The 20,335-nt window shown below is 71.0% G+C and carries 13 protein-coding genes; 11 read left to right on the top strand and 2 right to left on the bottom strand.

The genetic code is table 11. From position 1 onward, the window contains the following. Nucleotides 1-4 precede the first annotated feature (4 nt). From ACIG5F_RS39535 to ACIG5F_RS39510, 6 genes are read left to right on the top strand one after another with little or no spacing between them, the layout of a single operon-like run. Nucleotides 5-190, top strand: coding sequence for an MbtH family protein (locus ACIG5F_RS39535; RefSeq protein ID WP_396525203.1), 186 nt, complete (start codon nucleotides 5-7; stop codon nucleotides 188-190). Continuing rightward, entirely contained in the window at nucleotides 187-3,936 is a 3,750-nt protein-coding gene (locus ACIG5F_RS39530; protein WP_396525202.1) for an amino acid adenylation domain-containing protein, read from the top strand. Before ACIG5F_RS39535 ends, ACIG5F_RS39530 begins: the two co-directional genes overlap by 4 nt. Then, entirely contained in the window at nucleotides 3,933-5,660 is a 1,728-nt protein-coding gene (locus ACIG5F_RS39525) for an acyl-CoA dehydrogenase family protein (protein ID WP_396525201.1), read from the top strand. The genes ACIG5F_RS39530 and ACIG5F_RS39525 overlap by 4 nt, the downstream gene beginning before the upstream one ends. Continuing rightward, the gene (locus tag ACIG5F_RS39520) at nucleotides 5,657-6,925 is read left to right on the top strand and encodes an MFS transporter (protein WP_396525200.1); all 1,269 of its coding nucleotides are present in this window, start codon (nucleotides 5,657-5,659) and stop codon (nucleotides 6,923-6,925) included. The genes ACIG5F_RS39525 and ACIG5F_RS39520 overlap by 4 nt, the downstream gene beginning before the upstream one ends. After that, entirely contained in the window at nucleotides 6,922-13,101 is a 6,180-nt protein-coding gene (locus ACIG5F_RS39515; RefSeq protein ID WP_396525199.1) for an amino acid adenylation domain-containing protein, read from the top strand. Before ACIG5F_RS39520 ends, ACIG5F_RS39515 begins: the two co-directional genes overlap by 4 nt. Before the next feature lie 5 nt (nucleotides 13,102-13,106). After that, a complete protein-coding gene (locus tag ACIG5F_RS39510) occupies nucleotides 13,107-14,015 on the top strand; it encodes a TauD/TfdA family dioxygenase (RefSeq protein WP_396525198.1) in 909 nt (302 codons plus the stop codon). Nucleotides 14,016-14,018: 3 nt separating this feature from the next. Here the strand turns inward: ACIG5F_RS39510 and ACIG5F_RS39505 are convergent, their stop codons facing one another. Then, on the bottom strand, nucleotides 14,019-15,209 hold the full coding sequence (locus tag ACIG5F_RS39505) for an LLM class flavin-dependent oxidoreductase (protein ID WP_396525197.1): 1,191 nt from the start codon (nucleotides 15,207-15,209) through the stop codon (nucleotides 14,019-14,021). A gap of 295 nt (nucleotides 15,210-15,504) precedes the next feature. Here ACIG5F_RS39505 and ACIG5F_RS39500 point away from each other — a divergent pair, with 295 nt between their 5' ends. From ACIG5F_RS39500 to ACIG5F_RS39490, 3 genes are all read left to right on the top strand, one after another. Then, nucleotides 15,505-16,110, top strand: coding sequence for a TetR/AcrR family transcriptional regulator (locus ACIG5F_RS39500; RefSeq protein WP_396525195.1), 606 nt, complete (start codon nucleotides 15,505-15,507; stop codon nucleotides 16,108-16,110). Further along, a complete protein-coding gene (locus tag ACIG5F_RS39495) occupies nucleotides 16,107-16,898 on the top strand; it encodes an endo alpha-1,4 polygalactosaminidase (protein WP_396525194.1) in 792 nt (263 codons plus the stop codon). The genes ACIG5F_RS39500 and ACIG5F_RS39495 overlap by 4 nt, the downstream gene beginning before the upstream one ends. A 77-nt stretch (nucleotides 16,899-16,975) precedes the next feature. Beyond that, nucleotides 16,976-17,911, top strand: a complete 936-nt coding sequence (locus tag ACIG5F_RS39490; RefSeq protein WP_396525193.1) for a hypothetical protein — start codon at nucleotides 16,976-16,978, stop codon at nucleotides 17,909-17,911. Between the two features lie 84 nt (nucleotides 17,912-17,995). Here the strand turns inward: ACIG5F_RS39490 and ACIG5F_RS39485 are convergent, their stop codons facing one another. Continuing rightward, the gene (locus ACIG5F_RS39485) at nucleotides 17,996-18,391 is read right to left on the bottom strand and encodes a LysR substrate-binding domain-containing protein (RefSeq protein ID WP_396525192.1); all 396 of its coding nucleotides are present in this window, start codon (nucleotides 18,389-18,391) and stop codon (nucleotides 17,996-17,998) included. A gap of 178 nt (nucleotides 18,392-18,569) precedes the next feature. Here ACIG5F_RS39485 and ACIG5F_RS39480 point away from each other — a divergent pair, with 178 nt between their 5' ends. Further along, nucleotides 18,570-19,283, top strand: coding sequence for a BBE domain-containing protein (locus tag ACIG5F_RS39480; protein ID WP_396525191.1), 714 nt, complete (start codon nucleotides 18,570-18,572; stop codon nucleotides 19,281-19,283). A 116-nt stretch (nucleotides 19,284-19,399) separates the two neighbouring features. Continuing rightward, nucleotides 19,400-20,074, top strand: a complete 675-nt coding sequence (locus ACIG5F_RS39475) for an O-methyltransferase (RefSeq protein ID WP_396525190.1) — start codon at nucleotides 19,400-19,402, stop codon at nucleotides 20,072-20,074. Nucleotides 20,075-20,335: the final 261 nt, after the last annotated feature.

The following is a 20,335-nucleotide window of genomic DNA, read 5'->3' as shown; positions in this document are numbered from 1 at the left end:
CGTGATGGCGCAGCGCTTCCAGGTCGTGGTCAACCACGAGGAGCAGCACTCGATCTGGGCCGACGGGCAGGCGCCGCCGGCCGGCTGGACGGCGACCGGCTTCGCCGGCAGCCGGGACGAGTGCCTGGCCCACATCGACGAGGTGTGGACCGACATGCGGCCGCTGAGCCTGCGGGAGGCCCGGCCGTGACGGAGATCCTCGCCCATCGGGCCTCCAGCGCCCAGCGGCGGCTGTGGTTCGTCGAGCAGTTGGTCGCGGGGGAGCCGGTGCACAACATCGCTTCCGAGGGACGCTATGCGGACGCCCTGGACGCGTCGGTGCTGCGCGCCGCCGTGGCCGATGTGGTGGCGCGGCACGAGTCGTTGCGCACGAAGTTCGAGGTGCGGGACGGCGAACTGTGCCAGATCGTGCTGGACCCGCCGGACGAGCCGCCGGTGCGGCTGGTCGACCTGACCGGCGCGCCGGACCCGGACCGGGCCTACGAGGTCCTGTGCCACGAGGTCGCGGTCGAGCCGTTCGACCTGGCGGCCGCGCCGCTGCTGCGCCTCGTGCACGTCCGTCTCGGCGACCGGGCCGACGCGATGATCCTGGTGTTCCACCACCTCGTCGGCGACGCGACCTCGGCCGGCATCCTCATGCGGGAGTTGACCGCCGCGTACGAGGCCCGCAGCGCCGGTGTCGCGCCGGACTGGCCGGAACTCGACGTGCAGTACGTGGACTTCACGGCGTGGCAGGAGGAACAGGCCGAACAGCCGGCGGATCTGGCCTACTGGCGGGAACAACTCGCCGATCTGTCCACACTGGACTTGTCCCGTGGCAGCCGACGGCCGGAGCGGGTCAGTCAGCGGGGTCGGCGGCTGGAGCTGACGTTGGGATCTGATCTGGCGGCCAGGCTGCGTGACTTCGCCCGCGCCGAGCGCGCGACGCCGTTCATGGTGCTGCTCGCCGCCTACGCCGCCGCGCTCGGCCGGGTGTTCGGGGCCGAGGACGTGGCGGTCGGCGGCACCGTGGCCGGGCGGCCGTTGCCCCAGGTGCAGGATGTGGTCGGCGCGTTCGTGGACCGGGTCGTGCTGCGCATGGACTTGTCGGCCGGGCCCGGCCTTGGCGAGCTGGTCGGCCAGGCGCGGCGGGTGGTGACCGAGGCGTACGACCATCTCGGGGTCACCTTCGACCAGGTGGTGGACGCGCTCGCGCCGGAGCGGGAGGCCGGGGTCACGCCGTTGGCCCAGGCCGGCATCAACCTGCACCCGCCGGCCGTGGCGCGCCGGGGCGGCAGCGTGATGCCCCGGACCATCAGCGGCGGGGTGATCCACACCGGCACGGTGGCCCAGGACCTGCTGCTGGACGTCGCCGAGGACGCCGACGGCTACACGGTGTTCCTCAGCTACCGCACCGACATCGTGGACGACGAGGCGGCCGAGCAGGTTCGGGACCTGTTCCTTTCCGTGCTGCGAGCCGGGCTCGCGGATCGTTCTCGTCCACTATGGACAATACCGGCGAGTGCTGTCGTATCGGTTGTTCCGGCCAGCTCCGAGGGGCCGCAGCTGTTGCACGAGGTGATCGGCCAGTGGGCGGCCCGAACGCCGAATGCGGTGGCGCTGGTCGGGCCGTCGAAGGCGTTGACCTTCGCCGAGTTCGACGCCGCCGCCAACCGGCTCGCGCATGCGCTGCGGGCCCGAGGTGTCGGGCCGGAGTCGCCGGTGTTGGTCGCCGTGCCGCGGTCGGTCGAGCTCTTCGTGGCGATGCTCGGTGTGCTCAAGGCCGGCGGCGTCTACGTGCCGGTCGATCCATCGTCCACAGTGGTCAATCGCTGCGGCGCGAAGGTGGCGGTCGTCGCCGACAGCCAAGTGAACCTGCCTGGGGTCGAGGTGCTGACCGTCGACACCGGGGCCGGGGCGGACCCCGGTGCGCCGAATGTGCTTGTCCAGCCGGCGAACGCGGCCTATCTGCTGTTCACCTCCGGGTCGACCGGCCAGCCCAAGGGCGTGGTGGTCGAGCATCGGAACGTGGTGTCCTATCTCCGGGCGCTGGTCCCGTTGTTCCCGCCGGGGGCCAGCCACCTGTCCGTGCAGCCGCCGACCTTCGACTCGTCGATGACCTCGACGCTCGGGGCGCTGGCCAACGGTGGCACGCTGTATGTGGCCGACGACGACCTGGCCCGGGACCCGCGGGCGTTGTCGGCCTTCATGTCCGCGCACCCGGTCGACTACGTCAAGATCACCCCGTCGCACTTGGCGGCCCTGCTCGACCACGGCCTGACGCGGCCGGAGCGGGCGGTGATCCTCGGCGGCGAGACCGCCGGCCCGGCCCTGACCGCGCGGCTGCGGGCCGATGGCTGGGGCGTGATCATCCACTATGGACCGACCGAGACCGCGATCGGCGTGTGCGCGCAGCCGTTGACCGCGCCGTCGCCGGCCCCGCTGGGAAAGCCGTTGCCCGGCAACGGCGTCTACCTGCTGGACCGCTGGTTGCAGCCGGTGCCGAGAGGCTGTCGCGGTGAGGTCTATGTCGGCGGGGCGCAGGTCTCGCGGGGGTATCTCGGGTCGCCGGCCGCCACCGCGAGTGCGTTCCTCCCGGACCCGTTCGCCGGCCAGTCCGGCGCGCGGATGTACCGCACCGGCGACCTGGCCCGAGAGCGGCCGGACGGCTCGCTGGAGTTCTGCGGCCGGGCAGACCGGCAGCTCAAGATCCGTGGCTTCCGCATCGAGCCCGGCGAGGTCGAAGCCGCGCTCCAGACGCATCCGGCCGTGTCGCGCTGTGTTGTCGTCGGTCGGGACGGCCAGCTTGTCGCCTACGTGACTCCGGTCGAGATGGATTCTGCTCTGCTCAAGGACTTCGCCGCCGGAGTGCTGCCGCCGCACGCCGTGCCGGCCGAGATCATCCCGCTTGTGGACATCCCGGTCACCCGGCATGGGAAGGTCGACTTTGCCGCGTTGCCCGTCCCGTCCGATCCGGTCGTGGCCGGGGACGAGCCGGTGTCCTGGGCCGAGCGGACGCTGCACGACTGCTGGCGGCAGGTCCTGCCCGACCGGGTTTTCGGTGTCACCGAACGGTTCTTCGACGTCGGCGGGGACTCCATCCGGGCCATCCGGGTGGTCGCCGAGGCCCGCCGCCGGGGCCTGCCGGTCACGCTGCCGAAGTTCTTCAAGCACCTGACCATTCGGGCCATCGCCCAGACGCTGGACGTGCGCCGCCCCGCCGCGCCGCTCGGCCTCACCGGCCCTACCGTGCTGCGTTTCCCGACGGTGGTCCGCCGCGAGGACGTGCCGGACCATCCCGGCATCACCGTCGACGGATGCCTGGTCTCGTTCGATCCGACCGAGGTCGACGATCGGTCGATCGAGCTGGTGGCGCGCCGACTGTGCCCACCGGGTCCGGCCGTCGACGCACCCGGGGCCGTCATTGCGCAGTCCACCATGGCTGCCCTGGCCGGCGAGGCCCACGAGGCGTACAACACCACGACAGCCGAACTGGTCGTCGCCGCAACCATGGCCGCGTTGTCCGTGACGGCTGTCGCGGTGGCGGACACCCGACCATCCACTGTGGACGAGATCGGCCTGCATGCGAAACCTGGTTCCGTTGTCGTCGAACCGTGGCGGACCGAGGCGGAACTGGTGCGGGGTGTCAAGGCGGCGCTGCGGTCACCCGGGGCGGACCGGTCCGAGCTGCCGGGCGTGCGGGTGATCGCGTTGCCCGGATCCGTTGCGGCGACCGAGGTCGGCGCCGCGGATCGGGTGATCGTCACGGTAGCCGGCGCGCGGGTGCTCGCGGCCGACCCCGGGCTGGCGGAGCGGGTCGTCGACCAGCTGTCCGCGCTGGTCGACCATTGCCTGACGGTGGAACCGGAGTACACGGCGGCCGACTTTCCCGATGCCGGGCTTGACGATGCCGCCATGGCGAGGGTGTTCGCCGGCCTGGACGAGGACATGCCATGACCGACGCGGAGTTGGTGGCCAAGGAGGTCCGTGCTGTGCTCGCCGGGGAGCCGGCGCGCAAGGCCTTCGCCGCGATGGCCGCGAAGGAAGGCGAGCCCGACCCTCGGCCGCTGTACCGGCTGCTCGGCGAACGGGGATTGCTGGCGGTGTCCTGGCCGGTCGCCTATGGCGGGCGGGGGTTGTCGGCCCGGTGCGCGGCGACCGTGGTCGGCGAGATGATCGCCGGGCGGGTGCCGGAGGTGCTGCACACGCTGTCCGTCCAGATCTGCGGGAACTTCCTGCTGACGGCCGGCGCCGAGGAGCAGCGGGCGGCGGTGTTGCCGGGGCTGGCCGCCGGCACGCTCGCGGCGACGGTCCTGTACTCGGAAGGGGAAGTGGGGTCGGACCTCTCGTCGCTGGCGACCAGGGCGGAGCCGGTGCCCGGCGGTTGGCGGATCACCGGCCGCAAGATCTACAGCGTCAAGACGGCGTTCGCCGACATCGGCCTGGTCGCGGCCCGCACCAGCACGGAGAAGACCCTTTATCAAGGGATCACGCTGTTCCTGGTGCCGCTGACCGCGCCCGGCGTCACCGTCGCGGTGCTCCCGAGCATCGCCGACGAGGACTTCGCCGACGTGCTCCTGGACGGCGTCGAGGTGCCGGGAAGTGCGGTGGTCGGGCCGATCGGCGGCGCGTGGCCGCTGATCACCGAGGCTCTGGCGCTGGAGCGAACCGGCGTCGACTATGTGGCCAAGGCCGAATTGTGGTTGGGAGACGGGCAGAACGACCGCCTGCGGACCCGCATCGCGGCGGCCCGGGCGTTGGCGATGCGCTGCGTCGACCAGCAGGACACCGGTCGGGTCGATCCCGTCGCGGCGGCGGTGACCAAGTACTGGTGCAGTGAAACCGCCACGGCGGTGGCGTGGTGGCGTGTGGACACCGGGCAGACGGCGGCCGACGCGGTCTATCGGGAAGCGCCCGGGCTCACGCTGTCCGCCGGCACCTCGGAGATGATGCTGGAGTTGGTGGCGAACTCCGGCCTGGACGCGGGGGCGCTCGACGACGAGCCGCTGGCCGCCGAGCTGCGCAAAGCGGTGCGCGCCGTCGCATCGTCCTACGACGACCGGGATCCGGCGCGTGCATGCTGGCCGGATCTGGCGCGATTGGGCTTTTTCGGCTTCACGGTCCCGGTTGAGCACGGCGGCTTGGACCTCGGCCTGCGGGCGGCGGTGGTGTGCTGCGCGGAGCTGGGCCGGGAACTGCACGACGACGGACTGCTCGACGCCCTCACGGCCATCGACACGCTGGTGCAAACTTCGCCTGGCGACCTTGCTGACGCGCTTTCCGATCGACCGTCCCCTGTAGACGTTCATGGTGACTCTCCCGCGGCGCGGATCCGCCGAGCGGCGTGGTTGACCGGCCTCGCGGCTGGCTGCCTGGCGCACACCGTGCGGCGGGCTCAGACCCGGCAGCAGTTCGGGCGGACCCTGATCGAGAACCAGGACGTGGCCTTCCGGCTGGCACGGTTGAAGATCTGGCACGACGCTGTCGCGGCGCTGGTCGGTGATCTCGCGGGACGGTTCGACGACGGCGACGTCGATGCCGTGCTGGCGGCGGGGGCGTTGGCCGAGGCTCAGGCGCTGGCGCTCGCGGCCACCCGGGAAGGCATGCAGTTGCACGGCGCGTACGGCATGACCGCGCAGTCGCCGGTGGCCCGGTACTACCTCGCCGCGGTCCAGTCATGATCACCCGGCCGTTCTCCGCATCCGTGTGGCGCAACCGGGACTTCGTGCTGCTGTGGTCGGGGCAGGCGTTCTCGCAGTTCGGCGCGTACGCCAGCAGCGTGGTGGTGCCGCTGCTGGCGATCGAGACCCTGCACGCCGACTCGACCGAACTCGGCGTGCTCGGGCTGCTCCGGCAGTTGCCGCTGGCGTTGTACCTGGTCGCGGGCGTGTGGGTGGACCGGGTGCGCAAGCGGCCGACGATGGTCGGCGCGACCTTGATCCGCAGCGCGCTGCTGTTGGCGATTCCCGTTGAGGCGGCGTGGGGTTTGCTCTCGGTCGCCCTGCTCGGGGTGACGTTGTTCCTCGCGGCCACGCTCTCCGTCTGGTTCGACACGGCGTACCGCAGCTACCTGCCGATGCTGGTGGACGCCGATCATCTGGTCGAGGGCAACAGCCGGATCGAGTCCGCGCGCGCCGCCGCCCAGCTCACCGGCCCCGGCATCGGCGGCGTGCTGGTGCAGGCGCTGACCGCGCCGGTGGCGGTGGTGCTGGACGGGTTGGCGCTGCTCGGATCGTCGCTCATGGTGGCGCGGATTCGTTACCGGGAGCCGAAACCGGAAGCCAGCAAGCGCGGAGTCCGGGGTGTCTGGACCGATCTGCTGGAAGGGCTCCGTTTCCTGGCCAAGGATTCGGTGCTGCGGCCGCTGGCCGTGGCCATTGCCGTGTGCAACTTCGCATGGGCGGCCGAGGGCACGCTGTACGTGATCTACCTGGTGCCGGTGCTGGGCATGCCGGCGTCGCTGGTCGGCGTGACACTGATCGGCACCGGCGTCGGCGCGGTGGTCGGCGCGCTCGCCGCGCCGCGCGTGGCGGCCAAGGTCGGCGTCTCCGGCGCGATCATCACCGGGCTGAGCGTGTTCGCCCTCGGCACGGTGCTGATTCCGTTGACGCCGCCGATCCTCGCCGTCGCCACCCCGGTGCTCGTGCTGGCCGGCTTCACCATGTCGCTCGGCGGCCAGGTCTGCTCGGTCACCGTGGTCAGCCTGCGGCAGGGCATCACCCCGGATCGGTTGCAGGGCCGGGTGAACGGCTCGTTCTGGTTCTTCACCTACGGGCCGGCGCCGATCGGCGCGCTGCTCGGCGGTCTCGGCGCCGACGCGGTCGGCGCGCGGGCCGCGCTGTTCGCCACCGTGGCGGTGATGGCCGTCAGCCCGGTGGTGGTGTGGTTGTCGGCCGCCGGGCGGCTGCGGGCCCTGCCCGACGTGATCAAGGAGGCCGCGCGATGACCAAGCGCCGGGTGCGGGACATCTACCCGCTCACCCCGATGCAGCAGGGCATGCTGGTGCACGCCTTGCGCACGCCGGACGAGCCGGCCTACTTCCAGCAGTACGTGCTCGCCATCACCGGCATCCCGGACGAATCCGTGCTACGCCAAGCTCTTGCCGACCTGGTGGACCGCCACACCGTGCTGCGCACCGGGTTCGTCTGGGACGGCGTCGACGAGCCCGTGCAAGTGGTGTTCGCCGACGCCACCTTGCCGTTCACCGTCGAGGACGCCCGGTATGTGTCCGATGTGGACAGCCTTGTGGCGCGACGGTTCCAGGCCGATCGCCGGATGCCGTTCGACCTGCGGCGGCCGCCGCTGATGCGGGCGCACGCCGTGCGCGTCGGCGACGCCGAATGGCGACTGATCACCGTCACCCATCACATCGTGCTCGACGGCTGGAGTTCGTCGCGGCTCCAGGCCGATCTGGCCGAGCTGCTCTGGGCCCGAATCTCCGGGCAGGAACCGGATCTGCCGCCGGCGGCCCCGTATCGCGAGTTCGTCACGTGGACCCGGCAGCACACCGACGAGGCCGCCGCGGCCGCGCATTTCACCCGGCTGCTCGGCGACGTTCGGCAGGCCACCCCGCTGGGTGTGGACCGGCTCGGCCGGGTCAAGGCTGGGCCGGCCGGGTTTGTCGACGTGCGAAGGGATCCCGAGCCGGGCCGGCGGCTGGACGCGTTGGCGCGGGCCCGAAAGCTGTTGCCCAGCACCATTGTGCACGCCGCCTGGGGCCTGCTGCTCGCGCGCTGCGGCGACTCCGCCGACGCCGTGTTCGGGATGACCGTGACCGGCCGGCCGGTCGAGCTGCCCGGGGTCGCCGACCGGGTCGGCCAGTTCGTCAACACCCTGCCGGTGCGAGTGCCGGCCGCTGACGATCTCCTGGTCGGGCCTTGGCTTGCCGGCGTTCAGGAGCAACTCCTGACCGCCCACGAGTTCGAGCAGACCCCCGTCGCCTCCGCCCAGCGTTGCAGCGCCGTGCCGCCCGGCGAGCCCTTGTACGAGACCATGGTCGGGTTCCACAACTACTTCCAGGATGAGCAGGACGACGGCGCGCTGCCCGTCGACGCCGGTGTGGTCAAGGCCGGCACGGTGTCGCTGGACGTGGTCAAGCAACTCGACGAGACCGGCGTGCCGCTGGTGCTGTCCGTCGCGCTGCGGTGGGGAGTGCTGTGGGTCCGGCTGGAGCATGACCGGACGCGGGTGGACCGCGCGATGGCCGAGTGGTTGGTGGAGCGGTACTTGACGCTGCTCACCGATCTGGCCACCGCCGACGACAACACCCGCCTCGGCGACATACCGCTGTTGCCGGCCCCGACTCGGCCGCTGCCCCGCCCCGCTACCCGCTCGTTCGAGGAATTGCTGGCCGCCGCCGGGGACTTGCCCGAGCTGGTCCGGCCGGCGAGCGGCACCGCTGTGGCGGAAGCTGTGGACGTGTTGTCCCCGTTGCCTTTTGGCCAGGGCCAACGGGTCGCTATCGCCTTGGCGACTGATGAGCCGGCCGCTCTGCCGATCGCCATGGCGGCGCTGGCCGCCGGTGCGACGGTGGAGTTCTGTGATCCCATCAGGCCGCCTGACGCGGACTTCGTGGTGCGGCCGGCCATCGGCGCGATCACGGTGCGGGACAAGGCCGGCCGTGCCTGGCAGATCCACGGCACTGCCGACACCGGCGGTGCTTTCGCCTGCGCTGAAGGGAATCTGGGCGTGGTCCCGGGCGGCCGTCTGGTCGATCGGCACGGCCGGGACGTGCCCGACGGCGTGGCCGGTGAGCTCGTGATCACCGGGACCGACGGCGAGTGGCCCACGGGCGTGTGGGCGCGTCGGCAGATCGACGGCACTGTCGAGCATCTCGGCGACCGACCCGGCAGCCATTCGGTCTGGGTTGCCGGTCAGTTGGCGGCTGACGACGTGGTGGCTCAGGCCGTGATTGCCGGCGACACCGCGTGGTTCGTGTCCGCCGACGGTCGAGATGTCGACATCCCTGCCCTGACCGGTCGGCTGCGCGCGACCGTGCCCAGCACCCTGATGCCTCGCCGCATCCTTCAGCTGAGCGCGTTCCCGCTGACCACCTCCGGTCACGTGGCCGTGCCCGCCGAGCCGGAGCCGGTCCAGCGGCCCAAGCCGGCCCAGCCCTTGGCCTCTCGGCTGGCCGCGCTGCCCACCGACCGCCGTGAGGAGTTCCTTTCCGGCCTTCGCGCCGCTCGTCGCCTGAGCCGTCCGCTTCGCCCCGGCCGCATCACCGGTCCGGTTCCCCGCTCGGTCCAGCAGGAGTTCTACTCCCAGGCCGCACTACGCCCGCTCGCCGAGGACACGACGCCAGCCTCAGGTGAATTGTCCTACTCGGACTATGCCTTCTGGCAGCGGGACCCGCGCCGTGCATCGGAAATCGAGCGGCAGACCGCGCATTGGCGTGAGGTGCTGCGCCATGCCCCGGCGTCAGGTATGCCCGCCGACCGGATTCCCGCGGATGCGCCGGTGGTGGGGGAGTTGACCCTGACCTTCCCGGTCACCGCGTCGGCGGTCGACTGGCTGGCGGCGGTGGCGATTGTGCTGGGCCGTAGTGGCGGGGACGACGAGGTGGTGCTGGGGGTCGTGACACGGCCGGAGCTGCCCAGGGAGTTGGCGGGCGTGGCGGGGCCGTTTGCGCGGATGTTGCCGATTCGGCTTGCGGTCGAAGGTGGACGGGAAGAGGTGGCCGGGCGGGTTGGGGTTGCGGTCGGGGAAGCGAGGCGGAATGCGGATGTGCCCTGGCCGGTCATGAGGGAGCTGCTGGCCGAGGACCCGGTGGTGAGCGTTGCGGTGCATGAGGAGCCGGGAAAGCTGGCGCCACATGCGGCCGCGATGGTGGGGATCGATGTCGCACCGGAAGGAGAGGGCACGCGGGTCACGGCGGTGTTCGACGGCAGCAAGATCACCGAGGGATCGGTGGAGAGCCTGCTGCGGCGGTGTGTGCTGGTGGTGGAGAGCTCAGGAGCGGTTCGGGCGGCCGATCTGGTTACGGGCGATGAGCGGGAGTTGTTGGAGTGGTGGGGGAATGGTGGGGAGACGGAGGACGAGCCGGCGTCGGTGTGGGCGGTGGTGGCCGGCCACGCGGAGCGGGCACCGGATGCGGTGGCAGTGCGGGCGGTGGATGGGGAGCTGACGTATGGGGAGCTGGTGGAGCGGGCGCGCGGGCTGGCGGCGTGTCTGCGGGAAGAGGGGATACGGGCGGGTGATCGCGTGGGCGTGTGCCTGCCGCGCACGACCGAGCTGGTGTGGGTGCCGCTGGGAGTGATGCTGGCGGGCGCGGCGTACGTGCCGATCGATCCGGGATATCCGGCGGTGCGGCAGCAGTTCCTGTGCGAGGACGCGTGTGTGTCGGCGGTGGTGACGGACGGCGTGTTCCCGGCTGATGTCCGGGTGGTGCGGCCGGTCGGGGGGCCGCCAGAAGTTGTGGGCGATCCGGGGGCGGAGCGGGCGGCGTATGTGATCTACACGTCGGGGAGTACCGGCCAGCCCAAGGGGGTGGTGGTGTCGCACGGGTCGGTGGTGGACTTCAGTCGGCACATCGCGAAGGCCTATTCGATCGGGCCCGGCGATCGGGTGTTGGGGTTCGCGGCGTTGACGTTCGACGTGTCGGTGTTCGACCTGTGGGCGACGCTGTGCGCGGGGGCCACGGTGGTGCTGGCGAGCGACGAGGATCGGTCCTCTGTGGACCGCGTTCAGAAGTTGCTGGTGGAGCAGGAGGTGACGGTGGCGGAACTGCCGCCGAGCCTGATGCCGTTGCTGGAGCCGGAGAAGCTGCCGAAGCTGAGGCTGGTGTCGGTCGGGGGTGAGGCGCCGGCGGGTGCGCTGGTGGATGACTGGGCGCGGCCGGGGCGGGAGTTCTGGAACGGGTACGGCCCTGCCGAGACGACGGTGGCGGTGACGCTGATGCGGTGCGAGCCGCCGTCGAACGGGCGGATTCCGCCGATCGGGCGGCCGATGCCGAACCATCGGGCCTCCGTGCTGGACGAGCAGTTGCGGCCGGTGCCGATCGGGGTGCCGGGGGAGCTGTGCATCGCGGGAGCCGGCCTGGCTCAAGGGTATCTGGGACGGCCAGGACTGACGGCGGAGCGGTTCGTGCCGGATCCCTTCGCCAGGGGACAGCGGCTGTATCGAACCGGGGATCTGGCGCGGTGGACCCCGGACGGGGTGCTGGAGTTTCTGGGGCGGGTGGACCGGCAGGTCAAGATCCGCGGCTACCGGGTGGAGCCGGGCGAGGTGGAGTCGGTGCTGGCGGCCGACGGCCGGATCCGGCAGGTGGCGGTGGAGGCATGGGACGACAACGGGGTGAAACACCTGGCCGCGTACGTGGTTGCGACCGGGGAGCCGCCGACCCTGGCCGAGGTGCGGGCGATCGCGGCGGCCCGGCTGCCGGACTACATGACGCCGACCCGGCTCGCGGTGCTGGAGTCCTTGCCCCGCACGCCGAGCGGCAAGATCGACCGGCGGGCGCTGCCGGCGCCGACGGGCGCGGCCCGTGCCACCGGCGCGGAGGAGGTGTGGAGCGAGCTGGAGCGGACGATCGCCAACGACGTGATCGGCCCGCTGCTTCGACTGTCCGAAATGGACCGTGAGCAGGACTTCTTCGAACTGGGCGGGAGTTCCCTCCAGGCCATGCAGGTCACGTCGCGGGTGCGTGACCGGTTCGGGGTGGAGATCAGCCTGGCCGACTTCTTCACCAAGCCCACCATCGCCCGCCTGGCCCGGCTGGTGGAACAGGCCGAGCAGGGCGCTCGTGAGCGTGAGCAGGAGGTCTACGCCTCGGTGATGGACGCCGGCACGGTGCTGCCGATGTCGTTCCAGCAGGAGACGCTGTATCGGGCCGAACAGCTGGGTGGCGTGAATTCCCGTTTCCACGCGCCGTTCTCGCTCCGGATGCGCGGCCCCTTCGACCTGGACGCGATGCGGCAGGCCAATGCCTCGTTGCTGCGCCGGCATCCGGCTCTGCGGGTGGCGATGTACCGCGACGGCGACGACTACGTGCAGCGGGTGCTGGACAGCTGCGAGGTCCCGCTCGAAGTGGTGGAGATGAGCGGATCGAGCGTGGCCGAGGTGCCCCCGCTGATCAGTGCGGAGGCCGCGCGCGGCTTCGATCTCGCGGCGGGGCCGCCGATCCGGGTGAAGGTGTACCGGCTGGGCCCGGAGGACCACGTGGTGCAGTGGACGGTGCACCACATCGTCACCGACGGCTGGTCGACCGGCGTCCTGTACCACGAGGTGGGCACCGCCTATCATGCCTACGCGGACGGCGTCGAACCCGACCTGGCCCCGATCAGGGCCAACTACGGCGAATTCGTGCAGTGGCACCGGGAGTACGCCGCCGGCCGGCAGTTCACCGAGGATCTCGCCTGGTGGCGCGGGCAGCTGAGCGGCCTGTCCGACCTGGGGCTGCCGGCCGATGCCAGCGGCGAATCCCGGCCGGGCTACCTGAATCTCCGCGTAGAGCCGGACCTGGCCGTAGAGGTCCAGAAACTTGGCGCTACGGCGGGGACTTCGCTCTACATGACCACACTCGCGGCCTACGCGACGGTGCTGGCCGCGCACGCCGATCACGACGACATCGCGGTGATCACCCCGCACGCGCTGAGGGTGCGGTCGGCGTGGGAGAACCTGATCGGCTGGTTCGTCAACCCTGTCCTGGTGCGGCTGCGGGTCGACCCCGCCGCCACATTCGCCGATCTGCTGCGGGCCACGCGCACCGCGACCTCGGCGGCGTTCGTGCGGCACGCGATGCCGTTCGAGCACCTGCGGTCCCGGCTTGAGCTGCCGGACGGGGCGCTGGCGGCGTGCTTCTCGTTGCAGAACGTGCCGGAGAGCGGGGCCGGCTTCCGGCGGGCCAAGTTCGACCTGGAGATGGTCCGCGACGACAGCGGCCTGGACTTCGCCCCCATCGGCGCGGTCTACGCCCCGCTGGGTCTCCAGTACGACAGCGCGGTCAGCCTGCGGGAGCGGGACGACGGCTCGGTGGCCGGCGGCTGGGAGTACAACGCCGGTCTGTACACAAAGGACACTGCGCGGCGGTGGAGCGCCGGCCTGCTGGCCGTGCTAGCCCGGGCCGCGGCGAAGCCGGACACTCCGGTGCGCGAGCTGCGCCGGATCGCCCTCGGGAGTTGAGGCACATGCGAGTGGACAAGGTTGTCTCCGGCGGCACGACGCTGGTGCTGTTTGACGGCGAGCCGTCGGGCGACGACGTCGAGGAAGTCCTTGACACGACCGGCATTGCCCTGGTGCGCGGGCTGGGCATCGACACGCCCGACCGGTTCCACGCCGCCGTCGGCGACCACGGCGAGCCGCTGGACAGCTACCGGGGCGGCAACACGCCGCGCACCAAGGTGTCCGACGGGATCTTCACCTCGACCGAGTACCCGCCCGAGTACGAGATCTCCCTGCACAACGAGCTTTCCTACGCCCGGACCTGGCCGAGTCGCCTGTTCTTCTGCTGCCTGGTCGCCCCGGCCGATGGCGGCGAGACCCCGGTGTGCGACGGCAGGGCCCTGCTCAACGGCCTGGACGCCGAGGTGCGGGACCGGTTCACCGAGCACGGCGTGCTCTACCGGCAGCACCTGCACGGCGGCTACGGGCTGGGCAAGTCGTGGCAGCAGACCTTCGAGACCGACGACAAGTCCGAGGTGGAGCGATTCCTGGCCGACGCCGACATGAGGTGGGAGTGGACCGAGGACGGCCTGCGCACCGCGGCCGTCCGTCCGGCGACCCTGACCCGGCCCGGGCACGGCGAGGTGTGGTTCAACCAGGCCGACCAGTGGCATCCCTCCACCCTGCCGCCGGACGAGCACGCGGCCCTGCTGGAACTGGTCGACAGCGAGGAAGACCTGCCCCAGTCGGCGGCCTACGGCGACGGCACGCCGATCAGCCCGGCCGACCTGGACCACGTCCGACAGGTGGCGCGGAGCCACGAGGTGGCCGTGCCGTGGCAGCCGGGTGATCTGCTGATCGTGGACAATGTCCTTGCCCTGCACGGCCGGCGGCCCTTTCGTGGTCCGCGCCGGATTCTGGTCGCGATGACCTGATGGCTACGGGAACTCCGGGAGGACCAGTGAGCCGAACAGGCCGATGGTGTCCATCATCCGCCGGTGCTCGACCGAGCCGGCGCAGGCGATGAACACCAGGTACTCCAGGCCGAACTCGTCGCGCAGCCGCTGAACCTGCTCGCCCACCTCGTCCGGCGTGCCGACCAGCATCATGCCCGACTCGACCAGCTGCTCCAGCGTCCTGGGCACCGGACCTTCCTGCCCGGGCAGCCGCCAGGTCTCGAAGAAGCCGAACTCGCCGAGCCAGTCGCCCATGAAGGCCAGGCTCTGGCCGGCGCTTTCCCAAGCCTCCTCATGGGTTTCGGCGACGGCGAGCAGTCGGCACAGCGCGACGCCACCGTCCACATGGTACTCGCCGGGCCGCACGGTCCGGCCGTGCCTGGCCGCTTCGTCGGCGTAGTGCTGGAAGATGCCGTGGATGACGTCGTCGCCGGTGGCCAGCGTGACGATGGAGCTGCCGACCTTCGCGGCCCAGTCGATGCTCGCGGCGCTCTGCGTGACAGTCGTGAACACGGGCGGATGCGGGAGCTGCACCGGCTTGGGCACGGTGGCGATCCGCACGACCTCGCCGTCGGCCACGCCCGCGTCCAGCCCGGCCGAGATCGGGTGCGGCCAGGCCAGCCCGGGCGGTGGCACCTGGATGAACTCTCCCTTGTGCGACCACAGGTCCTCGGTCCACGAGCGCTGCATGACCTCGAACCACTCCTCAAAGACCCGGCGGTTGCGGGCATCCGACTCCGCCGGCCCGGCCGCCGACACGTCGACGTGCTGGCCGAGCACACCGACCGACCGGGACTGGTATCCACGGCTGAGCCCGATGTCCAGGCGCCCGCCGGTCAGGTGGTCGGCCACCGCGATGTCCTCGGCCAGCCGTAAGGGATTCCAGTTCGGCAGCACCAGGCCCATCTGCCCGTGTCTGAGCCGCCGGGTGTGCGCGGCGAGATGCACGTTGAGCAGCAACGGGTTCGGCGTCACGTGATAGCCCTCGACCTCGAAGTGGTGCTCGGCCATCATCAGCGACGTCCAGCCGGTCTCGTCGGCCAGCACCGCCTGCTGCCGCAGCTCCTCGACCGCCTGGCCGTACAGCGGACCGTCCAGACCCAGCAGGCCGGAGCCGAGTGGCCGCGCGGTGGGGGAGCCGAGCGACACCGGGTAGAACAGGGAGAACTTCATGCCACACGTCCTTGGTCGCAAGGGAATTCCTGCGACCACATCATGCGAGCGGGTCACCACCCCCTCAACGAGATGCCCTTTCGTCTGCCCGAACGCTGTTACCGCCCAAGGGCTTGCCGCAGCAGGACCGGATCGTCGGCGTCGCGCAGGCCGAGGCCGGTGGGGGTTTACCTGCAGACTATACCCACGGTGTGGATTTATCCATGACGGTGCGGCACGATGGCCCCATGACCACCAGCGCCGGCCGCCGAGGGCGGCCGCCCAAGGGGAGAGCCAGCTTTCCCGGGACGCGATCGTGCGGGCGACCCTGCGGGTCATCGACGACGAGGGCGTCGCCGCGGTCGGCATGCGGGCGGTCGCGCGGCTGCTCGGGGTCGACGCCAAGAGCCTCTACAACCATGTCGACGGCAAGGACGGCCTGCTCGACGCCGTCGCCGAGCACCTGCTGGAGGCCATTGCGCTGCCCGAGCGGACCGGCGACCTGCGGGCCGACCTGCGCGGGATCGCCTACGCCTTCCGCGATCGGGCGCTGGCCCACCCCGAGGCGGCCGCCCTGGTGCTCACCCGCCAACTCGGCTCCCTGGAGGCGCTCGTCCCGGTCGAGGCGGTGCTGGCCGTGCTCCACGACGCCGGCTGCCCCGCCCGCGAATCCGTCCAGCTGCTCCGCGCGCTCGTCGCCACGCTGATCGGCGCGCTGCTACGGGAAGTCAGCGCCGGGCCCACCTACGGCACCACCGATGTCCCCGGCATAGCCCGGCGCAGGGTGGTGCTGGAGGGCAGCGGCCTGCCGGCCGTGGCGGCCGCCGCGCCGTATCTGGCCCGGTTCGACGGCGCGGCTGAGTACGAGTTCGCCGTGGAGTTGGCGCTCGACGCCCTGGTCGCCCGGCTCGGTGCCGTGTGAAGCCACTGCTCGCAGTCGTCCTCGTGCTGGTGGCCGGATGCGCCGGCCCCGCGACCACGCCGTCGTTTCCCGTTGGCGCGGCGGCGGATTATCAGCTCGGCGGCGCGTATCCGCCCCCGTCGGGCGTGCGCCTGGTGGTCCGGGACGCCACCGCCACGCCCGCGCCCGGCGTCTACAACATCTGCTACGTCAACGGATTCCAGACCCAGCCCGGCGAGCGGGACCTCTGGCTGCGGGAGCGGCGTGAGCTGATCCTGTTCGACGCCAACGGGAATCCGGTCATCGACCCGAACTGGCCGGACGAGCTGATCGTCGACACCTCCACCGCGGACAAGCGCGCCCGGCTGGCCGGCATCGTCGGCGAGACCGTGAAAACCTGTGCCGGCAAGGGATTCAACGCCGTCGAGTTCGACAACCTGGACTCCTACAGCCGTTCCGATGGCGCGCTCACCGCCGAGGACAACCTGGCCCTCGCCACCACCCTGGCGGCCGCCGCCCACGACGCCGGCCTGCTCGCCGGCCAGAAGAACTCCGCCGAGCTCGGCCGGCGCGGCGCCGGCGAGGCCAGGTTCGACTTCGCCGTGGCCGAGGAATGCCTGCGGTTCGGGGAATGCGCCGCCTACGCGCAGGCCTACGGCGACCAGGTCGTCGACATCGAGTACACCGACGACCTGCCCGGACCGGTCGACGGGGTGTGCGCGCTGCCGGATCGTCCCAAGTCGACTACCATCCGTGATCGAAAGCTCGTCACCCCGAGCTCCCCGGACCACTTCCACCGTCACTGCTGACAAAACCGATGTCTCAGGGCCGGAACTGGTCAACAATGTCGTCGCTACGCAGTCGTGACGGATCAGCTGGAGTGAACGTGAAGAGAATCAGGGCGGCGGCCATCGTCCTCGCCGTCGGTCTGGCCGCCGCCGCGGTGTCCACGGGCCCGTCGGCCGCCCAGACCATCACCCTGGGCAACGGGGTCGCGGTCGACATCCCCGACGGCATGACCGCCGGGATCATGGTCTACGACCGCAAGACCGGCGACGATTCCGTGCAGTACAACGCGCATATGCAGTTCCGGTCCGCCTCCGTGGTCAAGCTGCTGATCGCGCTCGACTACCTGGAGTCGCACGCCCCGGACTACGTGATCCCGCAGGTCGACCTGGACCAGCTCCAGCCGATGCTGCGCTCCAGCGACGACAACGCGGCCAGCTACCTGTGGGTCAAGGACGGCTGGGAGACCATCGTGCAGCGGATGGCCGCCGAGATCGGCCTGCCCGACACCGCGCCGCCGGCCAACCGGGGCATGTGGGGCTACACCGCGATCAGCGCCTCCGACATCGTCAAGGTCTACCGCTACATCCTGGACCGGGCCAACCCGACGGTCCGCGACTTCATCATGAACAACCTGCACCAGACCACCAAGTGCGGCAACGACGGCTTCGACCAGTCCTTCGGCATCCAGAGCGCGCTGCCCCGGCCGTGGGGCGTCAAGCAGGGCTGGTCCGGCTTCGGCAACCCGACCACGGTGTGCAGCCCGGCCAACCCCACCCCGCCCGCGCCGCCGAGCGCCAGCGCGCGCAGCATGGTCCGGACCAGTGATGGCCTGCTCGTCGTCGGACCGGCCGTGCCCTCGGCCACCCCGGCCATCGACCTGACCAGCCGCGCGATGCACACCACCGGCACGGTCGGCCTGCACGACCAGAAGATCGTCGTCGTGCTGACCCTGGAGCCGGTCGGCACCGCCTTCGACGTCTCGTCGAGCCGGATCACCAGCCTCACCTCGGCGGTCGACCAGGCCGGCCGCTAGCACGGAAAGCGCGGGGAGCCCGCCAGTCCCCGGGCCTGCCGTCAACGGAAACGCCGTCTGGTAGTCCCGCCGCCCTGCCCCCGTTCAGTGCAGGGTGACGACCGTACGGACGCCGCCCGCCGCCGCACCCGGCTTGCCGAGGATGCGGCGGCAGGCGCGTTCGAGGGCCACGATCTTGGGGTTGTCCCGGTCGACGGCCCGCCACACCACGCCGAAGGTGCAGTCCGGCAGGTCCTCGACCGGCAGGTAGCTGATGTCGGGCCGGGTGTAGAGGCGGGTCGCCGAGGCCGGCACGAAGGCGATGGCCCGGCTCAGCGACACCGCCGAGAGCAGCGACTCGAAGCGGGCGACCTCGTGACCGGTGTAGTCGACCGGCACGTCGTCGGTCCGGGGCGCCGCCGCCCAGAAGTCACGGGCGCGCTCGTCGGCCGGGGCGACTGGCTGGCCGGGCTGCGGCTGACCGTGAAGTCCAGTGGGCATTGCCACGAGGACTTCGTGTTCGGCCCAGATGTGCGGACCGTGCTGGACATGTCCGAAATGGACAGTGTGGTCCTCGATCCCGGGCGGCGGGCCATCGCCGTCGAGTCGGGGGCGACGATTCTCAAGACGTACCAGACGACCTACGCGAAATGGGGTGTCGTGCCGCCGGCAGCTCGGCATGCTGGTCCTGGTCGACGCCGGCGCGCCCGGCGCCGAGCAGCTGATGCGGGACTATGTGGCGGAAATCGGCGACGGCGTGACGACCGAGTCGGGCGCGTTCAGTGTGCCGATGAGCGACCTGCCGGCGATGCCCCAGTTCGCCACCACGCGGACTTTGCCGTGGTTGCAGGCGATCCGCATGATCGGCACCACCAGCCCCACGCTGAACGACCCGACGCTGCGGGCCGAGTACAAGTCCGCGTTCATGCGGGCCGAGTTCCCGGCCCGGCAGATCGAGGCCCTGTACGAGCATCTGACCCGGGACGACTTCGCCAATCCCAACGCCGCCGTGCAGCTGACGTCGTACGGCGGCCGGATCGCCGCAGTCGATCCCACGGCCACTGCCTCGGCGCACCGTGACGCCGTGTTCAAGATGCAGTGGCAGGTGTTCTGGAACGACGCCGCTGCTGATGACGAGAACATCCGCTGGGCCCGGGAGTGTTATGCCGCCGTCTACGCCGACACCGGCGGCGTGCCCGTGCCCAACGAGGTCACGGATGGCTGCTACGTCAACTATCCGGACGCCGACCTCAGCGATCCGCGGCTGAACACCTCCGGCGTCGCCTGGCACGACCTGTACTACAAGCAGAACTATCCGCGCCTGCGCCGGGTCAAGGCCCGCTGGGATCCGCTCGACGTGTTCCACCATCGGCAGTCGGTCGAGCTGCCCTGAGCACCCGGTGGGCTGTGCGGGCCCTGGTGTCCGCCCAACCCGCCGGGCGGTGTCCCGCCGGGCACACTTCTTGCTCCGCCGGGTTTTCGCTGGTAGTGGCGGGCTAGGCTCGGCGCATGGCCGGTCAGGTGAACGTTTCCGAGGAACTCCTGGACTACGTGCGGCGGGTTTCGCTGCGGGAGGACGAGGTCCTGCGCGCGCTGCGCGAGGAGACCGAGGGGCTGCCGGGCGGGCGGACCTTCCCGGTGGCGGCCGAGGAGGGGCAGCTGCTGGGGCTGCTGGTGTCGTTGCTTGGGGCCAGGTCGGTGCTGGAGGTCGGCACCTACACCGGCTACAGCACGCTGTGCCTGGCCCGGGCCATGCCGTCCGACGGCCGCGTGGTCACGTGTGACATCACCAAGAAGTGGCCGGCGATCGGCTTGGAGCACTGGAAGCGCGCCGGTGTCGCCGACCGTGTGGACGTCCGCGTCGGCCCCGGCCGGGACGTGCTGACCGGTCTGCTGACCGAGCCCGAGTTCGGCCCGTCCAGCTTCGACGTCGTCTTCATCGACGCCGACAAGGAGAACTACCCCTCCTACTACGAGCTTTCCCTACGCCTCGTGCGCCCCGGCGGGCTGATCGTCATCGACAACACCCTCCTGTTCGGCACCGTCGCCGACCCGTCCGTGACCGATCCCGCCACCGTCGCCGTCCGCGAGCTCAACCAGTCCCTGCACGCCGACGACCGGGTCGAGCTCTCCCTCCTGCCGATCGCCGACGGCGTGACCTTGCTGCGCCGCAAGCCGGAGTAACCACCCCGCCTCCCCCGCCCGCGCCTCCGCCCCCAACTCCCTCTGCCCCCGCCCACCCCAGGTCCCTCTGCCCCGCCCACCCCAGGTCCCGCTGTCCCGCCCACCCCAAGATCAAGGGACCGATCCTCTCGTTCAACGCCAGGAAGGGCCCCTTCATGACGTCCGGTGTCATGAAGGGGCCCTTCCTGACGTTCAACAGTACTTTGTTAGGGAGGAAGGTTTCGTTGGCATAGCACGCAGGCCCCGGCCCAGCAGCGCAGG

Source organism: Kutzneria sp. NPDC052558 (assembly GCF_044547355.1).
GTDB lineage: Bacteria > Actinomycetota > Actinomycetes > Mycobacteriales > Pseudonocardiaceae > Kutzneria.
Note: the sequence above shows the minus strand (reverse complement) of the source record. Positions and strands in the feature narration are given on the sequence as shown.